Origin of the sequence: Enterococcus larvae (genome assembly GCF_017830045.1) — a bacterium.
GTDB classification, from domain to species: Bacteria; Bacillota; Bacilli; order Lactobacillales; family Enterococcaceae; genus Enterococcus_L; species Enterococcus_L larvae.
Genome location: NZ_JAEDXU010000004.1, coordinates 287,863 through 309,718, shown reverse-complemented (window position 1 = coordinate 309,718; position 21,856 = coordinate 287,863). Strand labels below are relative to the sequence as shown.

Here is a 21,856-nt window from a genome sequence, read left to right as displayed (position 1 = left end):
TGATAAAAAAGCCAGCCATTTCTGACTGACTTCGTGGTTACAAACGCGGTTACACGAGGTACCAAATTTGTATAAAATTATTATTCTGGAATAATTTAATGGAGCAGAAACCCTTATAAATCAATGGGTTTGTGAGTGATTCACCTGTATATTATTCCCACTCCACGGTTGCTGGTGGTTTGCTCGTAATGTCATACACGATGCGGTTGACGTGATCGACTTCGTTTACGATACGTACGCTGATTTTTTGCAGTACATCCCATGGGATGCGGGCAAAGTCAGCGGTCATGCCGTCAATAGAAGTCACAGCACGGATACCTACTGTGTAATCGTAAGTACGGCCATCACCCATAACGCCAACGCTGCGGATACCTGGCAGTACTGTGAAGTATTGCCAGATGTCGCGGTCTAGGCCGGCATTGGCAATTTCTTCTCTAAGGATCGCGTCTGAATTGCGGACGATCTCCAATTTTTCTTCTGTGATTTCGCCAAGGACACGGATACCAAGACCAGGTCCCGGGAATGGCTGGCGCCAAACGATATTGTCAGGCATGCCAAGCTCTGTTCCTAGTGCACGAACTTCATCCTTGAATAATGTATTCAAGGGTTCGATCAATTCGAACTGCATATCTTCCGGTAATCCACCTACGTTATGGTGAGATTTGATGGTTTGAGCTGTCTCTGTTCCGCTCTCGATAACATCTGTATATAGGGTTCCTTGTGCAAGGAAGTCGATGCCGTCTAGTTTTGTTGCTTCGTCGTCGAAGACATAAACGAACTCATTACCGATGATTTTACGTTTTTCTTCCGGATCAGAAACGCCGGCTAATTTATCAAGGAAACGTTTTTGAGCATTGACACGGATGATGTTCAAGCCGAATTTTCCACCCAGCATATCCATTACCTGATCGCCTTCGCCTTTTCTAAGTAAGCCGTGATCGACAAAGATACAAGTCAGCTGGTCGCCGATTGCTTTTTGTAAAAGAACACCCACGACACTGGAGTCAACACCGCCGGAAAGACCAAGCAAGACTTTGCGGTCACCGACTTTTTCACGTACTTTAGCAATTTCCATATCAATGAAGTTTTCCATTGACCAGTTGCCTGAACAGTTACAGACATCGAATGCAAAGTGACGAAGCAGATCATTGCCGTATTCAGAGTGGCGAACCTCCGGATGGAACTGTACGCCGTAGAAGTTACGTGTTGTATCTTGAATAGAAGCGATAGGGCAGTCTTTACTTGTCGCAACAAGCTCGAAGCCTGTTGGAAGCTCTGTGACCAAATCGCCGTGACTCATCCAGACTGTTTGCGGAGATGGCAGTCCGTTGAAAAGAGCCGCATCCTTTACAGTGACTTCTAATTCTGCTTTTCCGTATTCACGGTTTTTCGCAGGTTCTACTTTTCCATCAAGAGAATAAGTCAACAGCTGCATGCCGTAGCAGATACCTAAAATCGGAATACCTAATTCAAGGATTTCCGGATCGATACGAAACGCATTTTCGTCATACACACTATTCGGTCCTCCGGAAAGGATGATCCCTTTTGGTGCAATCTCTTTTACTTCTGCAGCGGTGATACGGTGGCTCAATAATTCTGAAAAGACGCCAAATTCGCGAATACGGCGAGTGATCAGCTGGTTGTACTGGCTGCCGTAGTCTAAAACGATGATTTTTTCAACGCTTGTCATTTCGGACATGTTCGTCACATTTATTACCCCTATCTATTAGAATTTTATATAAAGAGCAGCTGATATGTTTGCCGATAAAAAAGGGACAGACGAATCCGTTCTTTTTCTGTCGACTTTAGCTCTCTTTAAAAGCAAAGTTATGGTGTTTCATTATTGATTGATTTAACACATTTCGCATCTGTCATTTTAAAAATCAATACTTTCGTAGATAGATTTCATCGATGATATGCTTTTCCGTTTTATGGAGTATGATATCAGCTCGTCCTCTGGTAGGCAAGATATATTCTTCTAAATTCTTCAAATTCACACTTTTCCATACGCCTTTTGCCATTTCAAAGGCTTCTTCACGGTTACCGATCGCATATTGATAGTAATAATTATCTGGTTCAAGAAAGGCAGTATCAAGCAATGCGCCGAAGCGATCCAGGTACCATTTTTCAATCAGCTTTGGATCCGCGTCAACAAACACAGAAAAGTCAAAAAAATCACTGACATAAATCTGTTGGTTGGCAGGCAATTGTAAAGTGTTGATCCCTTCAACGATCAATATATCCGGTTGATTGATGATCTCGTATTCGCCATCAATGATGTCATACACGCTATGTGAGTACATCGGCACACGAATCTCATCTTCGCCGTTTTTGACCCGATTCAAGAATCCAATCAATTTTTCCATATCATAGCTTTCAGGGAAGCCCTTGCGGTTCATGATGCCGCGTTCTTCCAATACTTTGTTTGGATAAAGAAAACCATCAGTCGTAATCAACTGTACATTGCGGCGCTTGAAGATCCGTGACAGAATCGTCTGCAGTAGTCGGGCAGTGGTACTTTTTCCGACAGCCACACTTCCGGCAATACCGATGATGAATGGCGGTACTGGAACATATCTATGCAAGAACAGCCCTTTGCTTAATGTCAGAGATTCAAATTCCTTCATATGCAAATGGATCAGATGAGTTAGCGGAACGTAAATGTCTTCTACATCCTGCAGTGAAATCTGATCGTTAAAGCCTTTGATATTTTCCAATTCCTCTTCTGTCATCGGGGCTTCTCCATTTCGGTAGAATCCCAGCCATTCCTCACGAGGAATACGATAATAATTCATTTTTTCGTCCATTTGATCCTCCGCCAACAGTGACATGTTTTTCTTTGCTTATTTTAACACAAACAGCTGTAATTCTACACAGTAATTAGTGAAAGAAATGTTTGTTTGGGAAAAAGTTTTTCTCAGTGGTATCATAAAGCTAGAAGTCAATTCAGCAGTCGGCAAAGATTCTTTTAAGTGCTCTTGTAGGAAGCGCAAGATCAATGTCGGGTCGTGGATGGAAACAACAAGTGATTGAGCATCCAAAGGCAGCTGTTTTTAGTGAGGAAGAAGAGAGGGTTCAGTATGACAAAATTGGTTTTATTTGGAGACAGTATTACAGCAGGATATCTAGGTGAGGCTGCTTCGCCGGTGTTGACGAATCTAGTGAAGGATGACCTTACAGCACAGGGGTTTACAGATATTTTGATTGCCAATGCCGGTATTCCGGGAGATACTTCAGCTGGTGGTTTGAAGAGGCTGGAAAGAGATGTTCTGACAGAAAAGCCGGATTACGTCACGATTTTCTTTGGGGCAAATGATTGCTCTGAAAGCTATCCAATCGATGTGCAGGCATACAAGGAAAATCTTTCTCAAATGATTGAACAAATCGGCGTTGAAAAAGTGATTCTGTTTACACCGCCGTTTATCGACACTGCGCGACAACCAAGTCGTCAAGATGAAGAGGTTCAACGCTTTGTGGCTGCTGCTAAAGAAGTCGGCGGAAAATACAATGTACCAACTGTTGATATGTACCATGTACTGAGTGCCTACCCTGGTGTGGATGAATTTTTACAGGCAGATGGACTGCATTTTTCTGAATACGGCTATGAATTTTTAGCTGCCTTGATTGTTCGGGAGATAAAAGGTAAACTTGTTGCGTAGCTTATGAAAAGCGATGATATAGAATAAACAGATTAGTGGGACAATAATCAAGATGAACGTTGCCCTACTCTCTAAATACGAATAAATGGCGGTACAAAAGCTGTTCCTTCGGAATTAAGAAATATGAGAAGAGCCAAGTCCTGCAACTCTAGCATGCTTCATGTGTAGAAGTTGATGGAGACACTTCACAGATCCTGCCTTAGTTCATGGAGCATCCCACTTTTGTCCCGACCTCTTTGAGTAAAGGAACGAGACAATGACAAACCATTATTATACTGAAAATCCTAATACAGCACATGATATTGAAGAATGGTCCTTTGAGCTGGTTGGGAAAAATTTTCGTTTTATGACAGACAGCGGCGTATTCTCACGTAATGGTGTAGACTATGGTTCGCGCGTTCTGATCGATGCCTTTGATTGGGATAGTCTGCCGGAAGGAAGAATCCTGGATGTCGGCTGCGGCTATGGTCCAATTGGTCTTTCACTAGCGTATGCGTCTGGAAGAACAGTTGAAATGATCGATGTCAATCAGCGGGCAGTATCATTAGCCGAGGAGAATGCACAAAAGAATCACATAGAGAACGTGGATATCCACACGTCAAATATCTATGCGACACTTCATGAAAAACAATACGCTGCAATTGTCAGCAATCCGCCGATTCGTGCAGGCAAGAAGGTCGTTCATGAGATATTGATCGAAGCTGAACCGTTGTTGGCGGTCGGAGGGACTTTAACAGTCGTTATTCAAAAGAAGCAAGGGGCGCCAAGTGCTCAGAAGCGAATGGAAGAAGTTTTCGGCAATGTTGAAATCGTGACGAAGGATAAAGGCTACTACATTCTTAGAAGTGTTAAGGAAGGCTGAATCAAAGGCGCTTCGCTTTTTTCGTAGCTATCCTCTATCAGAGAATATTATCTGTCATTTGAACACTAACATAGAACTTGTTAGTGTTTTTTTATTCAAAAGCTACTTGATACGATCAATGAGCTAAACTAAACTATAGAAGAAGGGACTATGAATGAGATGAAAGGTTCGCTTCTTACATATGTTTGTTGATTGTGGACGGAAATCCATTTGTTTTTTCCAGGAAAAGTTTGCATAATAAGATGCTCTCAAGGATGAATAGAGGATTCGATGTGGAAAATTGAAGGAGAGAATGACATGAGCAATGTGGAGAAATTCATTACTGCATGGATGAATGATTACAATAAGGGGATTGAAAAATTTGGCGCGCCGCAGATTTCATTAAATATAGAAGATTTTGAAGTTGAAAATGAAGAGATTTACAAGAAGTACCTCTCTCAAGAATTTCCAGATACCAATAGACAAGTCAAGATTTATTTAGGAATTCTTGGTCGTAAAATGCGCTTTAGTTACATGCATGCCATGCAACAGAGAGACTGGGCATTGCTTAATAATGTAATCTATCAAAACACTCGATTTAACTTAATCTATGGAGCCACATTGGCAAGTGGAACGGATCATTCAAATGCCCTCTGGGATTTGCTTGCGGCATTCACTTGTAACAATTTTGATGAACTTTCAATCTTTTTTCCAAAAAATTTTCCTTCAGGAAAAGGTAAATTTTATACTGAAATCTGTCGAAATTTTATGGAAATCATGATCTATCATCAGGATGAACGGTTTATTGAAACAAAAGTTCTTGCTGACAAATTTTTGGCGAAGAAAAAAACAACTTGGGAGAAAGAAAGTATTTTATATTTACTTGCACTGCTTGAGCGAGATGCAACGGCATGCAGTGAGCATTTAGAAGCACTTTGTAAAGCGTACCAACGATTGAGTGAGGTTAGTGCTCCGTTCAAATCTTTTCCACTGCAAGTTCACGGCTGGTACCGTTTTGCTTACTATGTTGATCCATCCTTTTTTATACAAATCAAACAACCAAAACATTGGAGCTTTTTTTCAGATTTTGAACGTTGGCATAAAGAATCCAGCTATCCTAAAGGTCAGTTGTTCTACCAGTATCCAGAAAAAATGGATTTGATGAATCGAATCCTCCAAGCAGAGCTGCCGGCTATTCAGCTTTATGAAAATGGAAATGGCAGACATACTGATTTTGTAAAGGATACTGATCGATTTTTATCTGAACTTACACTGGGCATTATGAACAGCAGTCAGCCTTGATTACATTGGCTTTGTGTTAGCCATAAGATATGGATATACAAAGAGCAGGAGCTGCTTCATTCTGATTGAAGCAGCTCCTGCTCTTCTTTAATAACCGAAAAAGAGCGTCCAATTATCCATTGATAACCATTAAGTTAGAGACGATCGCAATCACCCATAAATGCAGTGGATAAAAAACGTAGAAGGCATATTTTGAAAAGTCTGAAGTCTTTCCTTTTTCTCCATTGTATAGATGCAGAAAGGGAATGACTGAGATGAATGCGAAGTCTGAATTCATCCCTAACATCATTAATGTATTCGACCAGTCGCCCATCCATTGAAAGCTGGTAAAGAGTAGTAAAAGAGAAAATATGAGGTAGCAGGCATCACGCAACAACACTTTTTGGTACGTAAAGTAAGTGATCAGGATGAAAGGAAGAAGAACAGTGCCGCCCTCGGTAAACATAGAGCCCACAGCTAATACCCCCACAGCTGCTAGAATTCCGGCAAGCTTGAAGGCGATCACCGGAACAGTCTTGATCCAATCGACGATAATCAACAGCAGCAAGCCCACTGTCAACGTGAGGAAAATATTGTTGTGAGCCTGTACTGCCGGATTTTTTATCCAAAGGTTCAGTAAGCTATTGCCGATGAGCATGATGCCCGCAGCACCAGCTAACCGAAGGAAATAGTTTTTCCGATTTCTAGTATGGAAGAACCCTTCAACGATCATGTAAGCAAAGAAAACACCGACACATCGTGTGATGATATGAAAAATGATCGAGGTGGTATCTGAAACGAAGAAGGAAATATGGTCAAGAACCATCAATCCCATCATAAAAAATTTTAGTTGATTTGCATTCAAAAAAGCACGTCCTTTTCTTTTATGGTTATGTGAAATGATTTCAGTTAACAAGGTCTAAGCTTGGAAGCAGACCTTTATCAGCGTCTTCCAGTGGTCTTGTCAGAGTAGCTGATTTGCAAGGGAGAAAGGTGCTTCCAAGCTCCTACAGCTACTAATTTACCATGGGGAACTGAACTGCTCCATGGAATGAACGAACAGGAAACGAACAAAATTGAAAGGTAGGAGATGAATGGATTATAATGTGTTCTTTGATGGTGAGTGTAGGAGGTACTCTTACGCAGAAACAGAGAGGAAACATCCATTTATCACACTATCCACTAACTATTTCTTCCTTATAAATAAAAAAGAAAGCGTTGACATTTTTAGCTCTATCTTCTACAATGAAGTGGAATAGAGTAGAATATTTTCCAAATGGATAGTGATTGTTTACAGACAAGCTAAACCTGTATGGACCAAGAAACATGCCTTGCGGCGTGCCCCTTTTTGGTTCATTCAGGTCTTTTTTTATGGCTGCAGCAGTAGATCCAACAGGATTTTAAGCGTTTGGGTATGGTTGTAATCACTGAAGGGATGCACCAAGGGAAGGGGATCAGAAGGGAGGATTATTTCCTGCATGTTTTCTTTCAGGTTTATTAATTAGGATTTGAGAATGAAAAAGAGCGGAGGAATATTGTGAAAAAAGTAGGGAAATTCATCACATTGTTATCATTGTCTGTATTGTTGGCAGCTTGTAGTCAGGAAGAAAAGCTAAAGGATGCTTCTCCGGAAAAATATACGACAGAGGAAAAAACAGAGGGGAATGTGACCTATGTACAGGTGGAAAATCCGAATGGCGGAGCTGTTTTAGGGTATCTGAAGGATGGCGGCGTCACTCTTCTGGAGGAAGAAGATGGCGATTATACGTATGCCTTCAAGGATATGAACGGCAACGGCAAACTGGATGAATGGGAAGACTGGCGTAAAGATATTGATGCGCGGGCGAAGTCTCTCGCAGAAGAGCTGACTAAGGAAGAAATTGCTGGATTGATGCTGTTCAGTAGTCATGAAAGAGAGCCGGAAAACGGATTGACCGATGATCAGAAGGCTTATCTGAAAGATGACAATTTAAGGAATGTGTTGAATGCAGGCGGCAACGATGTAGAAGCGGCAGTCAATTGGAATAACGAAATGCAGGCTTATGTGGAGGAATTGAGTACAGGAGAAGGAAAGAAATTTATCCCTGTCAACTTTAGTTCTGATCCTCGAAGTACGGCTGGTTCTGATGCAGCCTATAACGCAGAAGGGGATGACATCTCCAGATGGCCATCAAATCTAGGTATTGCGGCAACCTTTGACACTGAAACGATGTTGACATTTGCACAAGCAGCTTCAGAAGAATATCGGGCAATGGGGATCGCTACGGCATTAGGCCCGCAGATTGAATTAGCGACTGATCCACGTTGGCTGCGTGCAGATGGGACGTTTGGGGAAGATACAGCACTGGCTACGGATATGGCGAAGGCTTATGTGGATGGTTCCCAGTCTTCATATGACGCAGACGGCAAAGATATTGGCTGGGGCGCAGATTCAATCAATGCGATGGTCAAGCATTTCCCAGGAGACGGTATGGGCGAAGGTGGTCGTGAGTCTCATATGAACAGCGGAAAATATGCGGTTTATCCTGGCGGCAATTTTGAAGAACATTTGAAACCGTTTATTGATGGTGCACTGAATCTAGATGGAGAAACAAAGGAAGCTGCTTCTGTCATGAGTTCGTATTCTGTCGCAATCGATAAGGATGGCAACCCATTGTTTGGGGTAAATAAAGGATCTGCTTATGATAAAGACAAAATCGATATTTTGCGCAAGGATAATGGCTATGAAGGAATCATTTGTACAGACTGGACAGTGACCTCAGCGATCGATGACCCTGATAATGTGTTGGGGATCGGAACTGCTTGGGGCGTAGAAGATGAAACAGTGGCACAGCGTCACTATGAAGTGCTGTTGACAGGTGTGGATATGTTTGGCGGGAATAATGCAATCCAGCCAGTTCTCGATGCCTACGACATCTGGGATGAAGCCTATGAAAAGGGCGATGTGGATATTTCCGCTGAGGAGCGCTTCCAGCAGTCTGGTGCTCGCTTAGTGAAGATGATGATGCTTCCGGGAATTTTTGAAAATCCGTACCTATCTTTGGAATCTTCTTCTGAGATTGTCGGCAGCAAAGAGAAAAATGAGGCTGGTTATCAGGCACAGCTGGATTCAGTTGTTATGTTGAAAAACAGTGATGACACAATCAAGGAAGCAGATGTTGAAGTAGATTATAAGGATAAAGTTGTGTATATTCCAAGCTCGATTCATCATGAATTTAAAACTGTTTTTGCAGATGCGAAAGACACAGCAGATCCGACAATGAACGTGGAAATTGCGGAAGGATACTTCAAGGAAGTGTTGACGGACACACCAGTTGAAAAAGATGGAAAAGTGACCGGCTTTGAAGCACCGGATCTGAAAGATGTGGATATGATTGTCGTAGGGATGGGTAGTCCTGATAATGGCAGCCCATTCAGCAGCGCAGGCTTGAAGGACGACACCTTCTATCCCCTTAGTTTGCAATACGGAACCTACAAAGCAGACGGTGACGCAGTGAGAAAAACATCGATCAGTGGGGATGTTCTGGCAGACGGCACAAAAGAAAACCGCAGTTACTATGGAGAAACGGCGATCATCAGCAATAGCTACGATTTGGAAGCCTTTAAGAATGCGAAAAAGCAGAGTGAAGCCATCGAAAAAGAAACAGGGAAAAAGGTTCCGGTCGTTGTGGTATTGAAAGCGAAAAATCCAGTTGTTGTCAGCGAATTTGAGAAGGATGCGGATGCAATTATCACTGGCTTCTCTGTCAGCGATCAGGCGTACTTTGATATCCTTTTAGGAAAACAGGAGCCGAAAGGGCTTCTTCCAATGCAGTTCCCAGCAGATATGGAAACTGTTGAGAAGCAGGAGGAAGATGTAGCTCACGACATGGAATCCTATAAAGACTCAGAAGGAAATACCTATGACTTCGGCTATGGTCTGAACTACGAAGGACAGATATCGGATGCGCGTACGGAAAAATATGTGAAGTGATTGCTTCCATCATGAGTTGGTAAAATAGAAGATAAAACAAAAAAAGGAACAGGAGACCGGCAAATAGGCCAGTCCCTGTTCTTTTTCTAAATCTCTATTTCTTTTTCAATCAGTTTAGAAGCCGTTCCGCCAACATAAATACTGCTGACTGCTCCATGTTCCTGTGTCAGTAAAGCGATGATTTCAGAAGGCTTATCCATCGAATAGCCCTGCTCAAAAATCAGCGGCGCATCTGTCTGTAAGGCTGAGGAATCCAACTGCTTTGTCAAATAGCAAGCGAGTGCCGCATTGGATGTACCAGTAGCACTTTCTTCTGGAATATCGAACAAAGGAGCGAAGTTACGACAGTGAGCGGTAGATGTTGGTTGTTGCGTTTCCAGTGAAAAAATATGGTACCCGGTCACTTGATATTTTTTGCTGATCTGTGTGATTTTGTCGAAATCAGGCACCAGTTCTGTCAATGTCTTTAAGTTTTTGATAGGTACTAATATATCCTTCAAGCCTGTAGAGACGATCTGAACAGGCAGTGTGTCGTGAAGTGAATCAGCAGGAATATTCAAGGAATCAGCAATCTCTTCTGATGGTAAAACATCTAGATACTGAGGAGTGTTCTGCTGAAGAAACACTTGATCTGTCTCAGTGGTTTTTACTGATAAGATCCCTGCATCTGTGTCTATTGTGTAACTACCTGCAGCGGCAATATTTTTTTGCTTTAAGGCAGAGAATAGTGCAACCGTTGCATGACCGCAGATAGGGACTTCTTCAGCAGGTGTGAAATAGCGAATTCGCCAATCGGCTTGATCCGAAGACAGCAGGAAAGCAGTTTCTGAAAAGCCAAGTGTTTTTGCGATAGCTTGCATATCTGTTTCTGAAAGCTCTTCAGCATTTAAAACGACACCAGCAAGATTGCCGCCAGCTTTCCCCTTTGTAAATGCATGTAATACATAGCTTTTTATTTTCATGAAGAAACATTCTCCGTCCTAAATTTTTTATATTCTTTCGTCAATTGCTGATGAAGGATTGATTTTTCTTGATCAGAAATAAAAGCACCATCCACAGCATTATGATTCAATTGCTCCATCTCTTCGTAGGTCAGTTGGAACCATTCAGACAGCTTCATATACTCCTCCACTAAATTTGTATTGGAAACCGTTCGATTGTCAGTGTTGACGCAAACCTTGATTTGCTCTTTTAGAAATTGTCGGAAAGGATAGTCCTCTAATGAATTGACCGTTTTTGTTTGAAAGTTGCTTGTGGGGCAGATTTCAAGCAAAATATCTTTTTCACGTAGCAAATCAAAATATTCCGGGGTATCTTTGAGCGCAATGCCATGACCGATACGCTTGGCACCCAACTTTATGGAATCAGCGACATTCTTCCCGCAGCCGCATTCTCCGGCGTGCAAGGTCAGAGGGATCGTTAGCTGGTTTGCCAGTTCAAGAGTTTCTTTGAAATTTTCAGGTGGATAGGCCGCTTCATCTCCAGCCAGATCGAAAGCTACGATTCCTTTCCCTTGATAGTCTTTCGCCAAACGAACGACCTCTTCCAGCCTTTCCTGCTGATCGTGGCGCATCCCGCAAAGCAGAGCATTGCTCTTTATGCCATATCGTGCTTCTCCAGCGTTCAAACCTCTGAGAACAGCAGTAACAACTTGAACTAATGACAGCCCCTGTTCCTGATGTTGGGTTGGTGCAAAGCGAAGCTCGATATAAGAGATACCATCTTGAGCCGCTTGAGCGAGTACATCTAATGCAGCCATTTCCAAGGCTTCTTCTGTCTGTAAACAGGATAAAATAACATCGAAGCAGGTCAAGTAGTCCTTCAAATTTTGGCAATCCTCTGGTGCATTTACCAGTTTACGTAATTGTTCGGTATCTTCAGGAAGACCGATAGTGTATTTTTTGGAAATTTTCAGTAAAGTTTCGCAACTTACAGAACCGTCTAAGTGGCAGTGTAGCTCGATTTTTGGTAATTTGGATACAATTTCTTTCTTCAAAATTCCGACCTTCCTTTTTTATGATAAAATTTTCATTTAACTATTTTTTTCCGAACATTTCTGCTATTATGTGATTGTTCAATAAGAATTTCGAAAAAAAGTATTTCGAAGAATGTACCATGTCATATGCATCATGTCAATGGGAGAGGGGGACAGGGATGAAACTGACGATCAGAGAGATAGCCAATATGGCTGGGGTCTCAGTAACAACAGTTTCTCAAATCCTCAACAATAAGGGCAGTCGATTCAGTGAAGCGACGAAAAAGAAAGTGCTGGAAATCGTTGAGGAGCATCAATATAAACCGGATTTTTTCGCCTCGAATATCATTACGAGACATTCAAAAACAATTGGGATGATTGTTCCCGATGTAACAGATTTTTTCTTTTCCAAAGTGGTTGAAGGTGTGGAAACCTACCTGAACTCTTTGGGGTATATGATCCTACTATGCAATTCCAAGCATAGTGTGGAGAAGGAAACAAAGTACGTGACTGAGCTGCTGCATCGTTCAGTTGACGGCATCATTCTAGCTACACCGAATGTACTTCCAGAGGATCATGTGTTGAAAAAACAGCTGCAGTCAGTCTTTCCTGTAGTACTGATCGATAGAGGGATCAATACTAGAGAAGAAGGGCAATTACTAGTTGAAGAATATGAAGGCGCCTCTCGAGCGATGGAATATTTGATTTCAAATGGTCACAGGCACATCGGTATGCTGAAGGAAAAGCAAGGATATTATCAGCTGACGGAACGTTTGGCGGCTTACAGAGCCATGATGGAAAAGCATGATCTTCCAATGAATGAGAGCTATATTCAAAGTGGTGAGCTGACCTTGAAGGGCGGCTATCGAGCAGCGAAGGAAGTATTGAAAAATAAAGAAGTCACTGCAATTTTTTGCGGCAATGATGAGATGGCGATTGGTGCGTATCAGGCTATCTATGAAAAGAACCTGCGTATCCCTGAAGACATTTCGGTTATTGGGTTTGATGGCTTGGAGATTTCTGAATATCTGGCACCTAGCTTAACAACCGTTTATCAGCCGGCTTTTGATATAGGCTATTACGCAGCGAAATTCTTAGTCGAAGCGATTCATGGAGATGTAGAAAAGATCCCAAATAAAATTTTTGAAACAACGTTTATAGAGAGAAACAGCACACGAACGATTGACAACACGGAAAAAAAATAGTATTGTTCGTTTTACAAGCGCTTTCTTTTTTGTTGATAAGGATCAGTAAACTGGTTTACTAAATGTTTAAAGAAGGACTTTTTTAGTGTATAATACAACATTGGGAATTCGGAGGAAATTGTAATGAGAATGGTAGATTTGATTGAGAAAAAACGTGACGGCGGGAGCTTGAGCAAAGAGGAAATTCAGTTCATCATTGATGGCTATACGAAGGGCGATATTCCTGATTATCAACTCAGCGCGTTTTTAATGACTGTTTTTTATCAGGATATGACCGATGAAGAAATTACAGATATGACGTTGGCAATGGCTAGCTCAGGGGAGATGATCGATCTTTCCGGTATTCAGGGGATCAAAGTGGATAAGCATTCTACCGGTGGTGTAGGAGATACAACAACGCTGATTTTGGCGCCGCTAGTTGCGAGTGTAGGTGTTAGTGTGGCGAAGATGTCCGGACGTGGGCTGGGCTACACAGGCGGAACGATCGATAAGCTGGAAGCTATCCCGGGATTTCAAGTGGAGCTGCCGGATGAGAAATTCATTCAGCTGGTAAATGAAAGTCACGTAGCTGTTATCGGACAATCAGGAGATTTAGCACCGGCAGATAAAAAATTATACGCATTAAGAGATGTGACAGCAACAGTCAATTCGATTCCTTTGATTGCCAGCTCGATCATGAGTAAGAAAATAGCTGCCGGAGCAGATGCCATTGTTCTGGACGTGACAACTGGCGAAGGAGCCTTCATGAAAAACATCGAGGAAGCTCGACGCCTGGCGGAAACGATGGTTCGAATCGGTAAATTGGCAAACCGCCATACAATGGCAGTGATTTCAGATATGTCACAACCATTGGGCGAAGCAATCGGTAACAGTTTGGAAATCGTAGAAGCAATCGAAACATTGCAGGGAAATGGACCTGAGGATCTAGTTGAAATGTGTTATGCACTAGGCAGTCAGATGGTTGTTCTAGCTGAAAAGGCAGCAACCCTTGAAGAAGCTCGCAGCCTGCTGGAAGAGGCACTGGCATCAGGAAAAGCTCTGGAGAAATTCAGAGAGATGATCCGTAATCAAGGTGGAGATGATTCAATTGTTGATGATCCATCACAATTGCTGACTGCGAAGTATCAAATTGAACTGCCGGCGAAAAGCACTGGTGTCGTTCAAAAAATCGTCGCAAATGAGATTGGGATCGCTGCAATGCTTTTAGGAGCAGGTCGCGCAACCAAGGAAGATGCCATCAATTATGCAGTGGGTATCAAGCTTCATAAGAAGGTCGGTATGCCTGTTGAAGAGGGTGAATCCCTACTGACGATCTACGCAGATTCAAATGAAATCAACGAAGTAAAAGAATTGATTTATAAAAATATTGAAATCGGTGATTCAGGCGAGGAACCTGTTCTAATTCATGATATAATTACCTTATAATGTAAAGAGATATAAATAGTAGTCTGATGTCAGTTACAACTGGATTTATAACGGATAAGGACAAATAAAATGAAGAATCGGACAAAGAGAAAATTTGTTCTTTCTTCTGGTGCTCTTGTTTGACAAACATGAGTGAAGAAAGCAATTGATTTGAGAAGAAGAAGGAGTCGAAATGATTTCTTCAATAGACAGGAAAGGATGTTAAACGTGGAATTAAACCGAATGATCGACCACACAATACTAAAAGCAAATGCATCTGAGGAAGATGTGTTGAAAATTATCGAGGAAGCAAAAAAATATGAATTTTTCTCTGTTTGTGTAAATCCCTATTGGGTAGCACTGGCACATGAAAAATTAGCAGGTACAAAGGTTTCAACTTGTACTGTAATCGGCTTTCCTTTAGGAGCGAATACTTCTGAAGTCAAAGCATACGAAACAAAAGATGCAATTGCCAACGGTGCAGATGAAGTCGATATGGTATTGAATGTCGGTGCGATGAAATCAAAGCAATATAAAAAAGTATTGAAGGACATTCAAGCAGTGGTTCAAGCTGCTGATGGCAAAGCACTGGTAAAAGTTATTATCGAAACAGCTTTGCTGACAGATGAAGAAAAAATCAAAGCGTGTGAAATGGCTAAAGAAGCAGGCGCAGATTTTGTTAAGACATCTACTGGATTCTCTACTGGAGGAGCAACAGTTGAAGATGTTAAATTAATGAGAAGTACTGTTGGTCCTGATATGGGTGTGAAAGCATCCGGCGGTATCCACAATAAAGAAGAAGCTCAGGCAATGGTTGACGCTGGTGCAACAAGAATCGGTACAAGTGCCGGAGTTGCAATTATGGATGGCGAAACAGGTACAGGCTACTAATCTGCGAGTTCTTTTAATATACGATTTGCGGAGTGGTGCTACATGTACTGTAGAGAATAAACGATAGAAAAGTGGGAAGAAAATGACTGCGAAAACAGAATGGGTCGATGTTGCAAGAGATGCATTAAACAAGGCATATGTACCTTATTCAGAATTTCCTGTAGGTGCCTGTCTGGTAGCAGACAATGGACAGACGTACCAGGGAATCAATATTGAAAATGCTTCATATGGATTGACTAACTGTGCAGAACGCACAGCAATATTCAAAGCGGTCTCAGAGGGACAGCGTAATTTTCAACATTTAGTTGTTGCAGGACATACGCCAAGACCGATTTCACCATGCGGCGCTTGTCGTCAGGTAATCGCCGAATTTTGTGATCCAGCTATGCCTGTGACACTTGTCGGTGATAACGGTGTAACGAAGGAGACGACAGTTGCTGAATTACTGCCGTATGCCTTTACTGAAGAAGATATGTAGGAGCTTTGACTCCACTCTGATTTAATTATTCAGCTGACGAAAATTAACCGTTCAGCATTTCAATGTCCAGCTTTACGGATCAGCTCACTCGACAATAAGTGGAAACGAACGTGTGATAAAGAACATCACAAGTTCATTCCGTACTTATTGCTCGTAAGCAGAACAATCCGTTCAGCATTTCAATGTCCAGCTTTACGGATCAGCTCACTTGACAATAAGTGGAAACGAACGTGTGATAAAGAACATCACGAGTTCATTCCGTACTTATTGCTCGTAAGCAGAACAATCCGTTCAGCATTTCAATTGTTTCATTCAGTCATCTGGCTGTTGAAAATACAAAACTATTTTATTTAGGGGGCTTTACAGAAATGAAAAAAGCGAAATTATTTGGTTTAAGCGCACTTGCAGCTGGTCTAGTACTAGGTTTAGCAGCATGTGGCGGAGGCAACAGCGATACTACTGACTCAACAGGTGGAGGTTCAGGATCAGGCGATGCGGCGCATAGTGCAGTTATCGTAACAGATATCGGTGGTGTGGATGACAAATCATTCAACCAATCAGCGTGGGAAGGCCTTCAAGAATGGGGCAAGGAACATGACCTGCCAAAAGGTGCAGACGGCTATGACTATATCCAGTCAAACGATGCGTCTGAATATGTAACAAACATCGATACAGCAGTTTCAAATGGTTTTAAAACTGTATTCGGTATTGGTTACTTATTAGCTGATTCTGTTAGTGCAGCAGCTGACCAGAACCCAGATACTCAATTTGTAATTATTGATAGTGTAATTGAAGACAAAGACAATGTTGTCTCAGCTACATTTAAAGACAACGAAGCTTCTTACCTTGCTGGTGTAGCAGCAGCTTACTCAACTAAGACTGACAAAGTAGGTTTCATCGGTGGTGAAGAAGGTGTCGTAATCGACCGTTTTGAAGCTGGCTTCCGTCAAGGTGTAGCAGATGCAGCAGAAGAATTAGGCAAAACAATTACTGTAGATGTGAAATATGCAGCATCATTCGGAGATCCTGCAAAAGGTAAATCTCTTGCAGCAGCTATGTACCAAGGTGGAGTGGACATCATTTTCCACGCTTCAGGCGGTACAGGAGCAGGTGTCTTCCAAGAAGCGAAAGATTTGAACGAATCTGGTGACCAAGACAAAGTTTGGGTTATCGGTGTAGACAGAGACCAAGAAGAAGATGGCGCTTATACAGATAAAGATGGCAAAGATGATAATCTTACACTGACTTCTACACTTAAAGGTGTGGGTGCAGCTGTAAAAGATATCGCTGATCTAGCTCTTGAAGACAAATTCCCTGGTGGAGAACATAAAGTATACGGCTTGAAAGACGGCGGTGTTGATTTGACTGCTGGATCTCTTTCAGAAGATGCACAAAAAGCGGTTGATGCTGCAAAAGAAAAAGTAATTGCAGGCGATATCGAAGTACCAGAAGCTCCGGAAGATGTAAAAGACTAATCAATTTGTTGAACAAAGGTTGTGACAGGAGCACGAACTTCACGAAAGTTGCTCATGGAACACCAGTTATACAGATTTGGAGATTGAGACTGTATGTTAGTCACAATCAGATAGCGAGAATGCTGGGACTCATAGAAGTCCCGGCAGCTCCTCGCTGATCCAATCAATGTTCCGGTTTCTAAGAAAGCAGGATAGATAAACCAGTTTACTAATCTGTTTTCTTAAAAGTCAAACAACAGAAACTGTCTTTTCAAAACGGAACCGTCCTAAAATGTAGAAACAACATCTGAAGTATGCACTTATTTTTTTCTGATTCTTTTGTAGGAAACTTCGATGTTTTTTCTTGAGTCCTTTTTTAGACATTTTCGTATCTGAATGACGGGGAGAAGGGAGACGTCCCTTTGACTTTTTGCTCCGGGTCACTATAAATCTTTTGGAAATTATTGTGGAAACAGCTGCTTAAAGTCTTTATATCAGGATAAAGTTTGGAAATGGTTGCTTGTCGCAAGTGAAAATAATGTTAGGATGTGAAAAAAACGTGACTCAAGAAAAATATGTGATTGAGATGCGCAATATTACTAAACAATTCGGCACGTTCAAGGCGAATGACAACATTAACCTGAAAGTGAAGCCGGGAGAAATACATGCTCTTTTAGGTGAAAATGGTGCGGGGAAATCAACATTGATGAATGTATTGTCCGGACTTTTGGAACCGACTTCAGGAGAAATCTACATAGACGGTAATAAAGTGGATATCAACGGTCCAACTGCTGCTAACCGTTTAGGGATTGGGATGGTCCATCAGCATTTTATGTTAGTGGATGCGTTTACTGTAACAGAGAATATTATCTTAGGAAATGAACCTTCTAAGGGTGGGGTATTGGATCGCAAAAAGGCGATTGAAGAAATTAAAGAAGTCTCTAAAAGATATGGGATGGATGTGAATCCGCAGGCTTATATTCGTGATGTTTCTGTTGGGATGCAGCAGCGGGTGGAAATTCTGAAGACCCTTTATCGCGGCGCAAATATTTTGATTTTTGATGAGCCTACGGCTGTACTGACACCTCAAGAAATCGATGAGCTGATCCAGATCATGCACGGACTTGTTAAGGAAGGGAAATCGATTATTCTGATTACCCATAAACTAGATGAAATCAAAAAAGTAGCAGATCGCTGTACGGTTATCCGCCGTGGACAAAGTATCGGGACTGTGGATATCAAAGATGTTTCTTCTCAACAGCTGGCGGATATGATGGTTGGACGCTCGGTTTCCTTTAAAACGGAGAAAACACCTGCGAACCCAACGGAAACGGTACTATCTATTAAGGACCTTGTAGTTAAAGAGAGTCGTGGTCTTGAAGCAGTCAAAGGGCTTAGCCTAGATGTTAGAGCTGGCGAAGTTGTCGGGATTGCAGGGATCGATGGCAACGGACAATCAGAGCTTATTCAAGCCCTGACTGGCTTGCGGAAAATCGAAAGCGGGTCTATTGAACTGAATGGCAAGTCCATTGTGAATCAAAAGCCTCGTCAAATCACTGAAGCAGGTGTAGGCCATGTACCTGAGGATCGTCATAAATACGGTTTGGTACTGGAAATGACATTAGCTGAAAATATTGCATTACAGACTTATTATAAAGAGCCGTTGAGTAAAACCGGTGTATTGAATTACAACAAAATCAATGAATATGCACGTAATTTAATCGAAGAATATGATGTGCGGACGACGAATGAGTTGGTTCCTGCCAAGGCATTGTCTGGAGGAAATCAGCAAAAGGCAATCATTGCCAGAGAAATCGATCGTAATCCGGATCTGTTGATTGTATCCCAGCCAACACGTGGTTTGGATGTAGGAGCAATCGAATATATCCATAAGCGTCTGATTGAACAGCGGAACCAAAACAAGGCAGTACTGGTTGTCAGCTTTGAGCTGGATGAAATCATGAATGTTTCGGATCGAATCGCAGTTGTTCATGCAGGGAAAATCGTTGGGATCGTTGATCCAAAAGAAACAAGCGAAAATGAACTTGGGCTGTTGATGGCAGGGTATTCGCTAGAAGAAGCTCGTAAGGAGTTAAACAGTGTGAAGGCAGGTGAGTCTGTTGAATAATAAATCAGAAAAATTGAGAAATATTATGGTGCCGGTCCTTTCGGTGGTAATGGGATTTATTCTCGGAGCAATCGTTATGTTGATCTTTGGTTATTCACCTGTTCAAGGTTATTCTGCTATGTTCACCTCTGTATTTGGTCAGGGACCTAAGAATATCGGAGAAATTTTTGTAACAGCTGGACCGTTGATTTTTACAGCATTAGGATTTTCTGTCGCCAACTCAGCTGGCTTCTTCAATATCGGGTTATCCGGTCAGGCACTTTGCGGCTGGGTAGCGAGTATCTGGGTAGCACTTTCTATGCCTGATAGTCCTCGATTTATCGTATTGCCTTTAGCTGTTATTGCTGGTGCATTAGCTGGCGCAGTAGCAGCAGCGATTCCCGGATTTTTACGGGCGTATTTTGGAACAAGTGAAGTAATCGTTACGATCATGATGAACTATGTATTACTGTATGCAAGTACACATATCGTTAATAATGTGATGTCACCGGATGTGATGAGCAACAAAGGTGTGACTCAGATGGTTGGTGCCAATGGAACACTTAGAAGTGACTTCCTGACACAGCTGACCAATGGTTCTCGGATGAACTTAGGGATTTTTCTTGCATTGATCTTCTTGGTTCTTGTCTGGTTTATGATGAAAAAGACAACAGTTGGGTATGAAATCCGTTCAGTTGGGTTGAACCCTTTTGCTTCTGAATATGCAGGGATGAGTAGTAAACGCACGATCATCTTATCTATGATCATCTCCGGCGCTCTTGCTGGTTTAGGCGGTGTAGTTCAAGGTTTGGGAACATTCCAGAACTTCTTCGTACAAGGCTCGTCATTGAGTATCGGTTTTGACGGAATGGCTGTTTCTCTACTTGGAGCAGGAAGCTCGGCGGGGATTCTACTGGCCGCAATCTTGTTCAGTGTGCTGAAGCTTGGTGGACAAGGTATGCCGCTTAGAGCCGGTGTGCCGACTGAACTGGTAGATGTTGTTATTGCATCAATCATTTTCTTTGTCGGAATCAGCTACTTGATTCGTTTCTTGATGGCAAGAGCATCAGGAAGCAAGAAGGAAGTTGTCGTTGTTCAGGAAATAGAGTCGTCTGGAAATGATGAGAGTCAAGAAGGAGGGAAAATCTAATGGATGCTGCATTACTATCGACAATTCAAACAATTATCAACCAAACATTATTTTACTCCACTCCTTTGATTTTGACTGCATTGGGCGGAACCTTCTCAGAACGCAGCGGTATTGTTAACGTTGGACTAGAGGGAATCATGGTTATGGGGGCATTCAGCTCGATTGTCTTCAACCTGACTTTTGGGGCGACCTTTGGAAGCTTGACGCCATGGCTGGCCTTGCTTGTCGGAGCAGCTGTCGGAATGATCTTCTCTTTACTTCACGCTGTAGCGACTATCAATTTACGTGCAGACCATATTATCAGTGGGACCGTAATTAATCTGATGGCACCTGCATTAGCTATCTTTTTAGTCAAAGTAATCTACGGAAAAGGTCAAACAGACACAATCGCAAAATCATTTGGTTATTTTTCTTTCCCTGTATTGAGAGAAATCCCAATTATCGGTGATTTGTTCTTCAAACGAACATTCTTACCAGCATATTTTGCTGTAGTTATCGCAATTATCGCTTGGTTTGTCATTTTCAAAACACGTTTTGGTTTACGTCTTCGCTCTGTTGGTGAAAACCCGCAAGCGGCAGATACATTGGGAATCAATGTATATCTAATGCGCTATTCAGGTGTTATGTTATCTGGATTTCTTGGTGGTATGGGTGGAGCAGTTTTTGCTCAATCAATCGCCGGACGTTTTTCTGCGACAACGATTGCCGGTCAAGGGTTTATCGCCATGGCAGCGATGATCTTTGGTAAATGGAATCCTCTTGGAGCGATGGGAGCGGCTTTATTCTTCGGTTTTGCTCAGAACTTGAGTATTGCCGGATCAAGCATCCCAATCATTTCTCAGATTCCGGATGTTTACCTACAAGCAGCACCATATGTACTGACAATTATCGTATTGGTACTTTTCTTAGGAAAAGCCTCCGGACCGAAAGCCAACGGTCAGAACTATATCAAGTCTAAATAAATCATTGTATGCAAAGGGCGGGACTATGGGAACATTTCTTTAGTCTTGCCTTTTTTTGCGGAAATTAGTAGAGTGAAGAAAAGAGGTTATCGTCAGTGCGGTTAGCTCTCGAAAAATAAGAAAGTATTTTGGAAAATCGTTCTGCAGATTTTATCAGAATACAGGCTTATTTCTGAGAGAGTTGCACTGAAAGATACCGTTTATCAAGAGGTTGTGCCACGTGCGTCTAGGCTTGAGAATTAAGGCGGGATTTAAAAAAAACGTTTACAGATTTCTACAAAATATCGACTTAATTCCGAGGAGTCTGCATGTGAAATACCGTTTAAAAAAGAGGTTATCGTCATTGCACTCAACCGCATATAACGCAATGCCTCCGCTTTACGAAAGAAACAATAAGTTATGAAAAAAACAGTTTCAACTGTTTTTCATCGAGATTGGATAAAGGTAGTCGACTTTAGCGCTTAGTCTTTGGGCTG

At 42.0% G+C, this 21,856-nt stretch carries 17 protein-coding genes; 12 read left to right on the top strand and 5 right to left on the bottom strand.

Annotated elements, in window-relative coordinates; genetic code table 11:
• Nucleotides 1-151: 151 nt before the first annotated feature.
• Together guaA and coaA are read right to left on the bottom strand one after the other, a co-directional pair.
• Nucleotides 152-1,708, bottom strand: coding sequence for a glutamine-hydrolyzing GMP synthase (gene guaA / locus I6N96_RS10055; RefSeq protein WP_209557421.1), 1,557 nt, complete (start codon nt 1,706-1,708; stop codon nt 152-154).
• Nucleotides 1,709-1,883: 175 nt separating this feature from the next.
• The gene (gene coaA / locus I6N96_RS10050) at nt 1,884-2,807 is read right to left on the bottom strand and encodes a type I pantothenate kinase (RefSeq protein ID WP_209557420.1); all 924 of its coding nucleotides are present in this window, start codon (nt 2,805-2,807) and stop codon (nt 1,884-1,886) included.
• Nucleotides 2,808-3,080: 273 nt separating this feature from the next.
• Here coaA and I6N96_RS10045 point away from each other — a divergent pair, with 273 nt between their 5' ends.
• From I6N96_RS10045 to I6N96_RS10035, 3 genes are all read left to right on the top strand, one after another.
• On the top strand, nt 3,081-3,659 hold the full coding sequence (locus tag I6N96_RS10045; RefSeq protein WP_209557419.1) for an SGNH/GDSL hydrolase family protein: 579 nt from the start codon (nt 3,081-3,083) through the stop codon (nt 3,657-3,659).
• Between the two features lie 256 nt (nt 3,660-3,915).
• A complete protein-coding gene (locus I6N96_RS10040) occupies nt 3,916-4,521 on the top strand; it encodes a class I SAM-dependent methyltransferase (protein WP_209557418.1) in 606 nt (201 codons plus the stop codon).
• Nucleotides 4,522-4,818: 297 nt separating this feature from the next.
• On the top strand, nt 4,819-5,802 hold the full coding sequence (locus I6N96_RS10035) for a hypothetical protein (protein WP_209557417.1): 984 nt from the start codon (nt 4,819-4,821) through the stop codon (nt 5,800-5,802).
• Nucleotides 5,803-5,914: 112 nt separating this feature from the next.
• Here the strand turns inward: I6N96_RS10035 and I6N96_RS10030 are convergent, their stop codons facing one another.
• Complete coding sequence (locus tag I6N96_RS10030) at nt 5,915-6,646, bottom strand: TraX family protein (RefSeq protein ID WP_209557416.1); 732 nt, start codon at nt 6,644-6,646, stop codon at nt 5,915-5,917.
• A 672-nt stretch (nt 6,647-7,318) separates the two neighbouring features.
• Here I6N96_RS10030 and I6N96_RS10025 point away from each other — a divergent pair.
• Nucleotides 7,319-9,754 carry a glycoside hydrolase family 3 protein gene (locus tag I6N96_RS10025; RefSeq protein ID WP_209557415.1) on the top strand — a complete coding sequence of 812 codons (2,436 nt, stop codon included), beginning with the start codon at nt 7,319-7,321 and terminating at the stop codon, nt 9,752-9,754.
• 86 nt (nt 9,755-9,840) lie between these two features.
• Here the strand turns inward: I6N96_RS10025 and I6N96_RS10020 are convergent, their stop codons facing one another.
• Nucleotides 9,841-10,716 (bottom strand): PhzF family phenazine biosynthesis protein, encoded by an 876-nt coding sequence (locus tag I6N96_RS10020; protein ID WP_209557414.1) that lies wholly within the window; start codon nt 10,714-10,716, stop codon nt 9,841-9,843.
• The gene (add, locus tag I6N96_RS10015; RefSeq protein ID WP_209557413.1) at nt 10,713-11,750 is read right to left on the bottom strand and encodes an adenosine deaminase; all 1,038 of its coding nucleotides are present in this window, start codon (nt 11,748-11,750) and stop codon (nt 10,713-10,715) included. Before add ends, I6N96_RS10020 begins: the two co-directional genes overlap by 4 nt.
• Before the next feature lie 158 nt (nt 11,751-11,908).
• Here add and I6N96_RS10010 point away from each other — a divergent pair, with 158 nt between their 5' ends.
• From I6N96_RS10010 to I6N96_RS09975, 8 genes are all read left to right on the top strand, one after another.
• A complete protein-coding gene (locus I6N96_RS10010; protein WP_209557412.1) occupies nt 11,909-12,934 on the top strand; it encodes a LacI family DNA-binding transcriptional regulator in 1,026 nt (341 codons plus the stop codon).
• A 123-nt stretch (nt 12,935-13,057) separates the two neighbouring features.
• Nucleotides 13,058-14,359, top strand: coding sequence for a pyrimidine-nucleoside phosphorylase (locus I6N96_RS10005; protein ID WP_209557411.1), 1,302 nt, complete (start codon nt 13,058-13,060; stop codon nt 14,357-14,359).
• Between the two features lie 207 nt (nt 14,360-14,566).
• Entirely contained in the window at nt 14,567-15,229 is a 663-nt protein-coding gene (gene deoC / locus I6N96_RS10000) for a deoxyribose-phosphate aldolase (RefSeq protein ID WP_086349867.1), read from the top strand.
• An 82-nt stretch (nt 15,230-15,311) separates the two neighbouring features.
• The gene (locus I6N96_RS09995; RefSeq protein WP_209557410.1) at nt 15,312-15,707 is read left to right on the top strand and encodes a cytidine deaminase; all 396 of its coding nucleotides are present in this window, start codon (nt 15,312-15,314) and stop codon (nt 15,705-15,707) included.
• Between the two features lie 368 nt (nt 15,708-16,075).
• Nucleotides 16,076-17,182 carry a BMP family lipoprotein gene (locus tag I6N96_RS09990; protein WP_209557409.1) on the top strand — a complete coding sequence of 369 codons (1,107 nt, stop codon included), beginning with the start codon at nt 16,076-16,078 and terminating at the stop codon, nt 17,180-17,182.
• Between the two features lie 538 nt (nt 17,183-17,720).
• Nucleotides 17,721-19,289, top strand: coding sequence for an ABC transporter ATP-binding protein (locus tag I6N96_RS09985; protein ID WP_347339079.1), 1,569 nt, complete (start codon nt 17,721-17,723; stop codon nt 19,287-19,289).
• Nucleotides 19,282-20,418 carry an ABC transporter permease gene (locus I6N96_RS09980; RefSeq protein WP_245186915.1) on the top strand — a complete coding sequence of 379 codons (1,137 nt, stop codon included), beginning with the start codon at nt 19,282-19,284 and terminating at the stop codon, nt 20,416-20,418. Before I6N96_RS09985 ends, I6N96_RS09980 begins: the two co-directional genes overlap by 8 nt.
• On the top strand, nt 20,418-21,380 hold the full coding sequence (locus I6N96_RS09975) for an ABC transporter permease (protein ID WP_209557407.1): 963 nt from the start codon (nt 20,418-20,420) through the stop codon (nt 21,378-21,380). Before I6N96_RS09980 ends, I6N96_RS09975 begins: the two co-directional genes overlap by 1 nt.
• Nucleotides 21,381-21,856 lie beyond the last annotated feature (476 nt).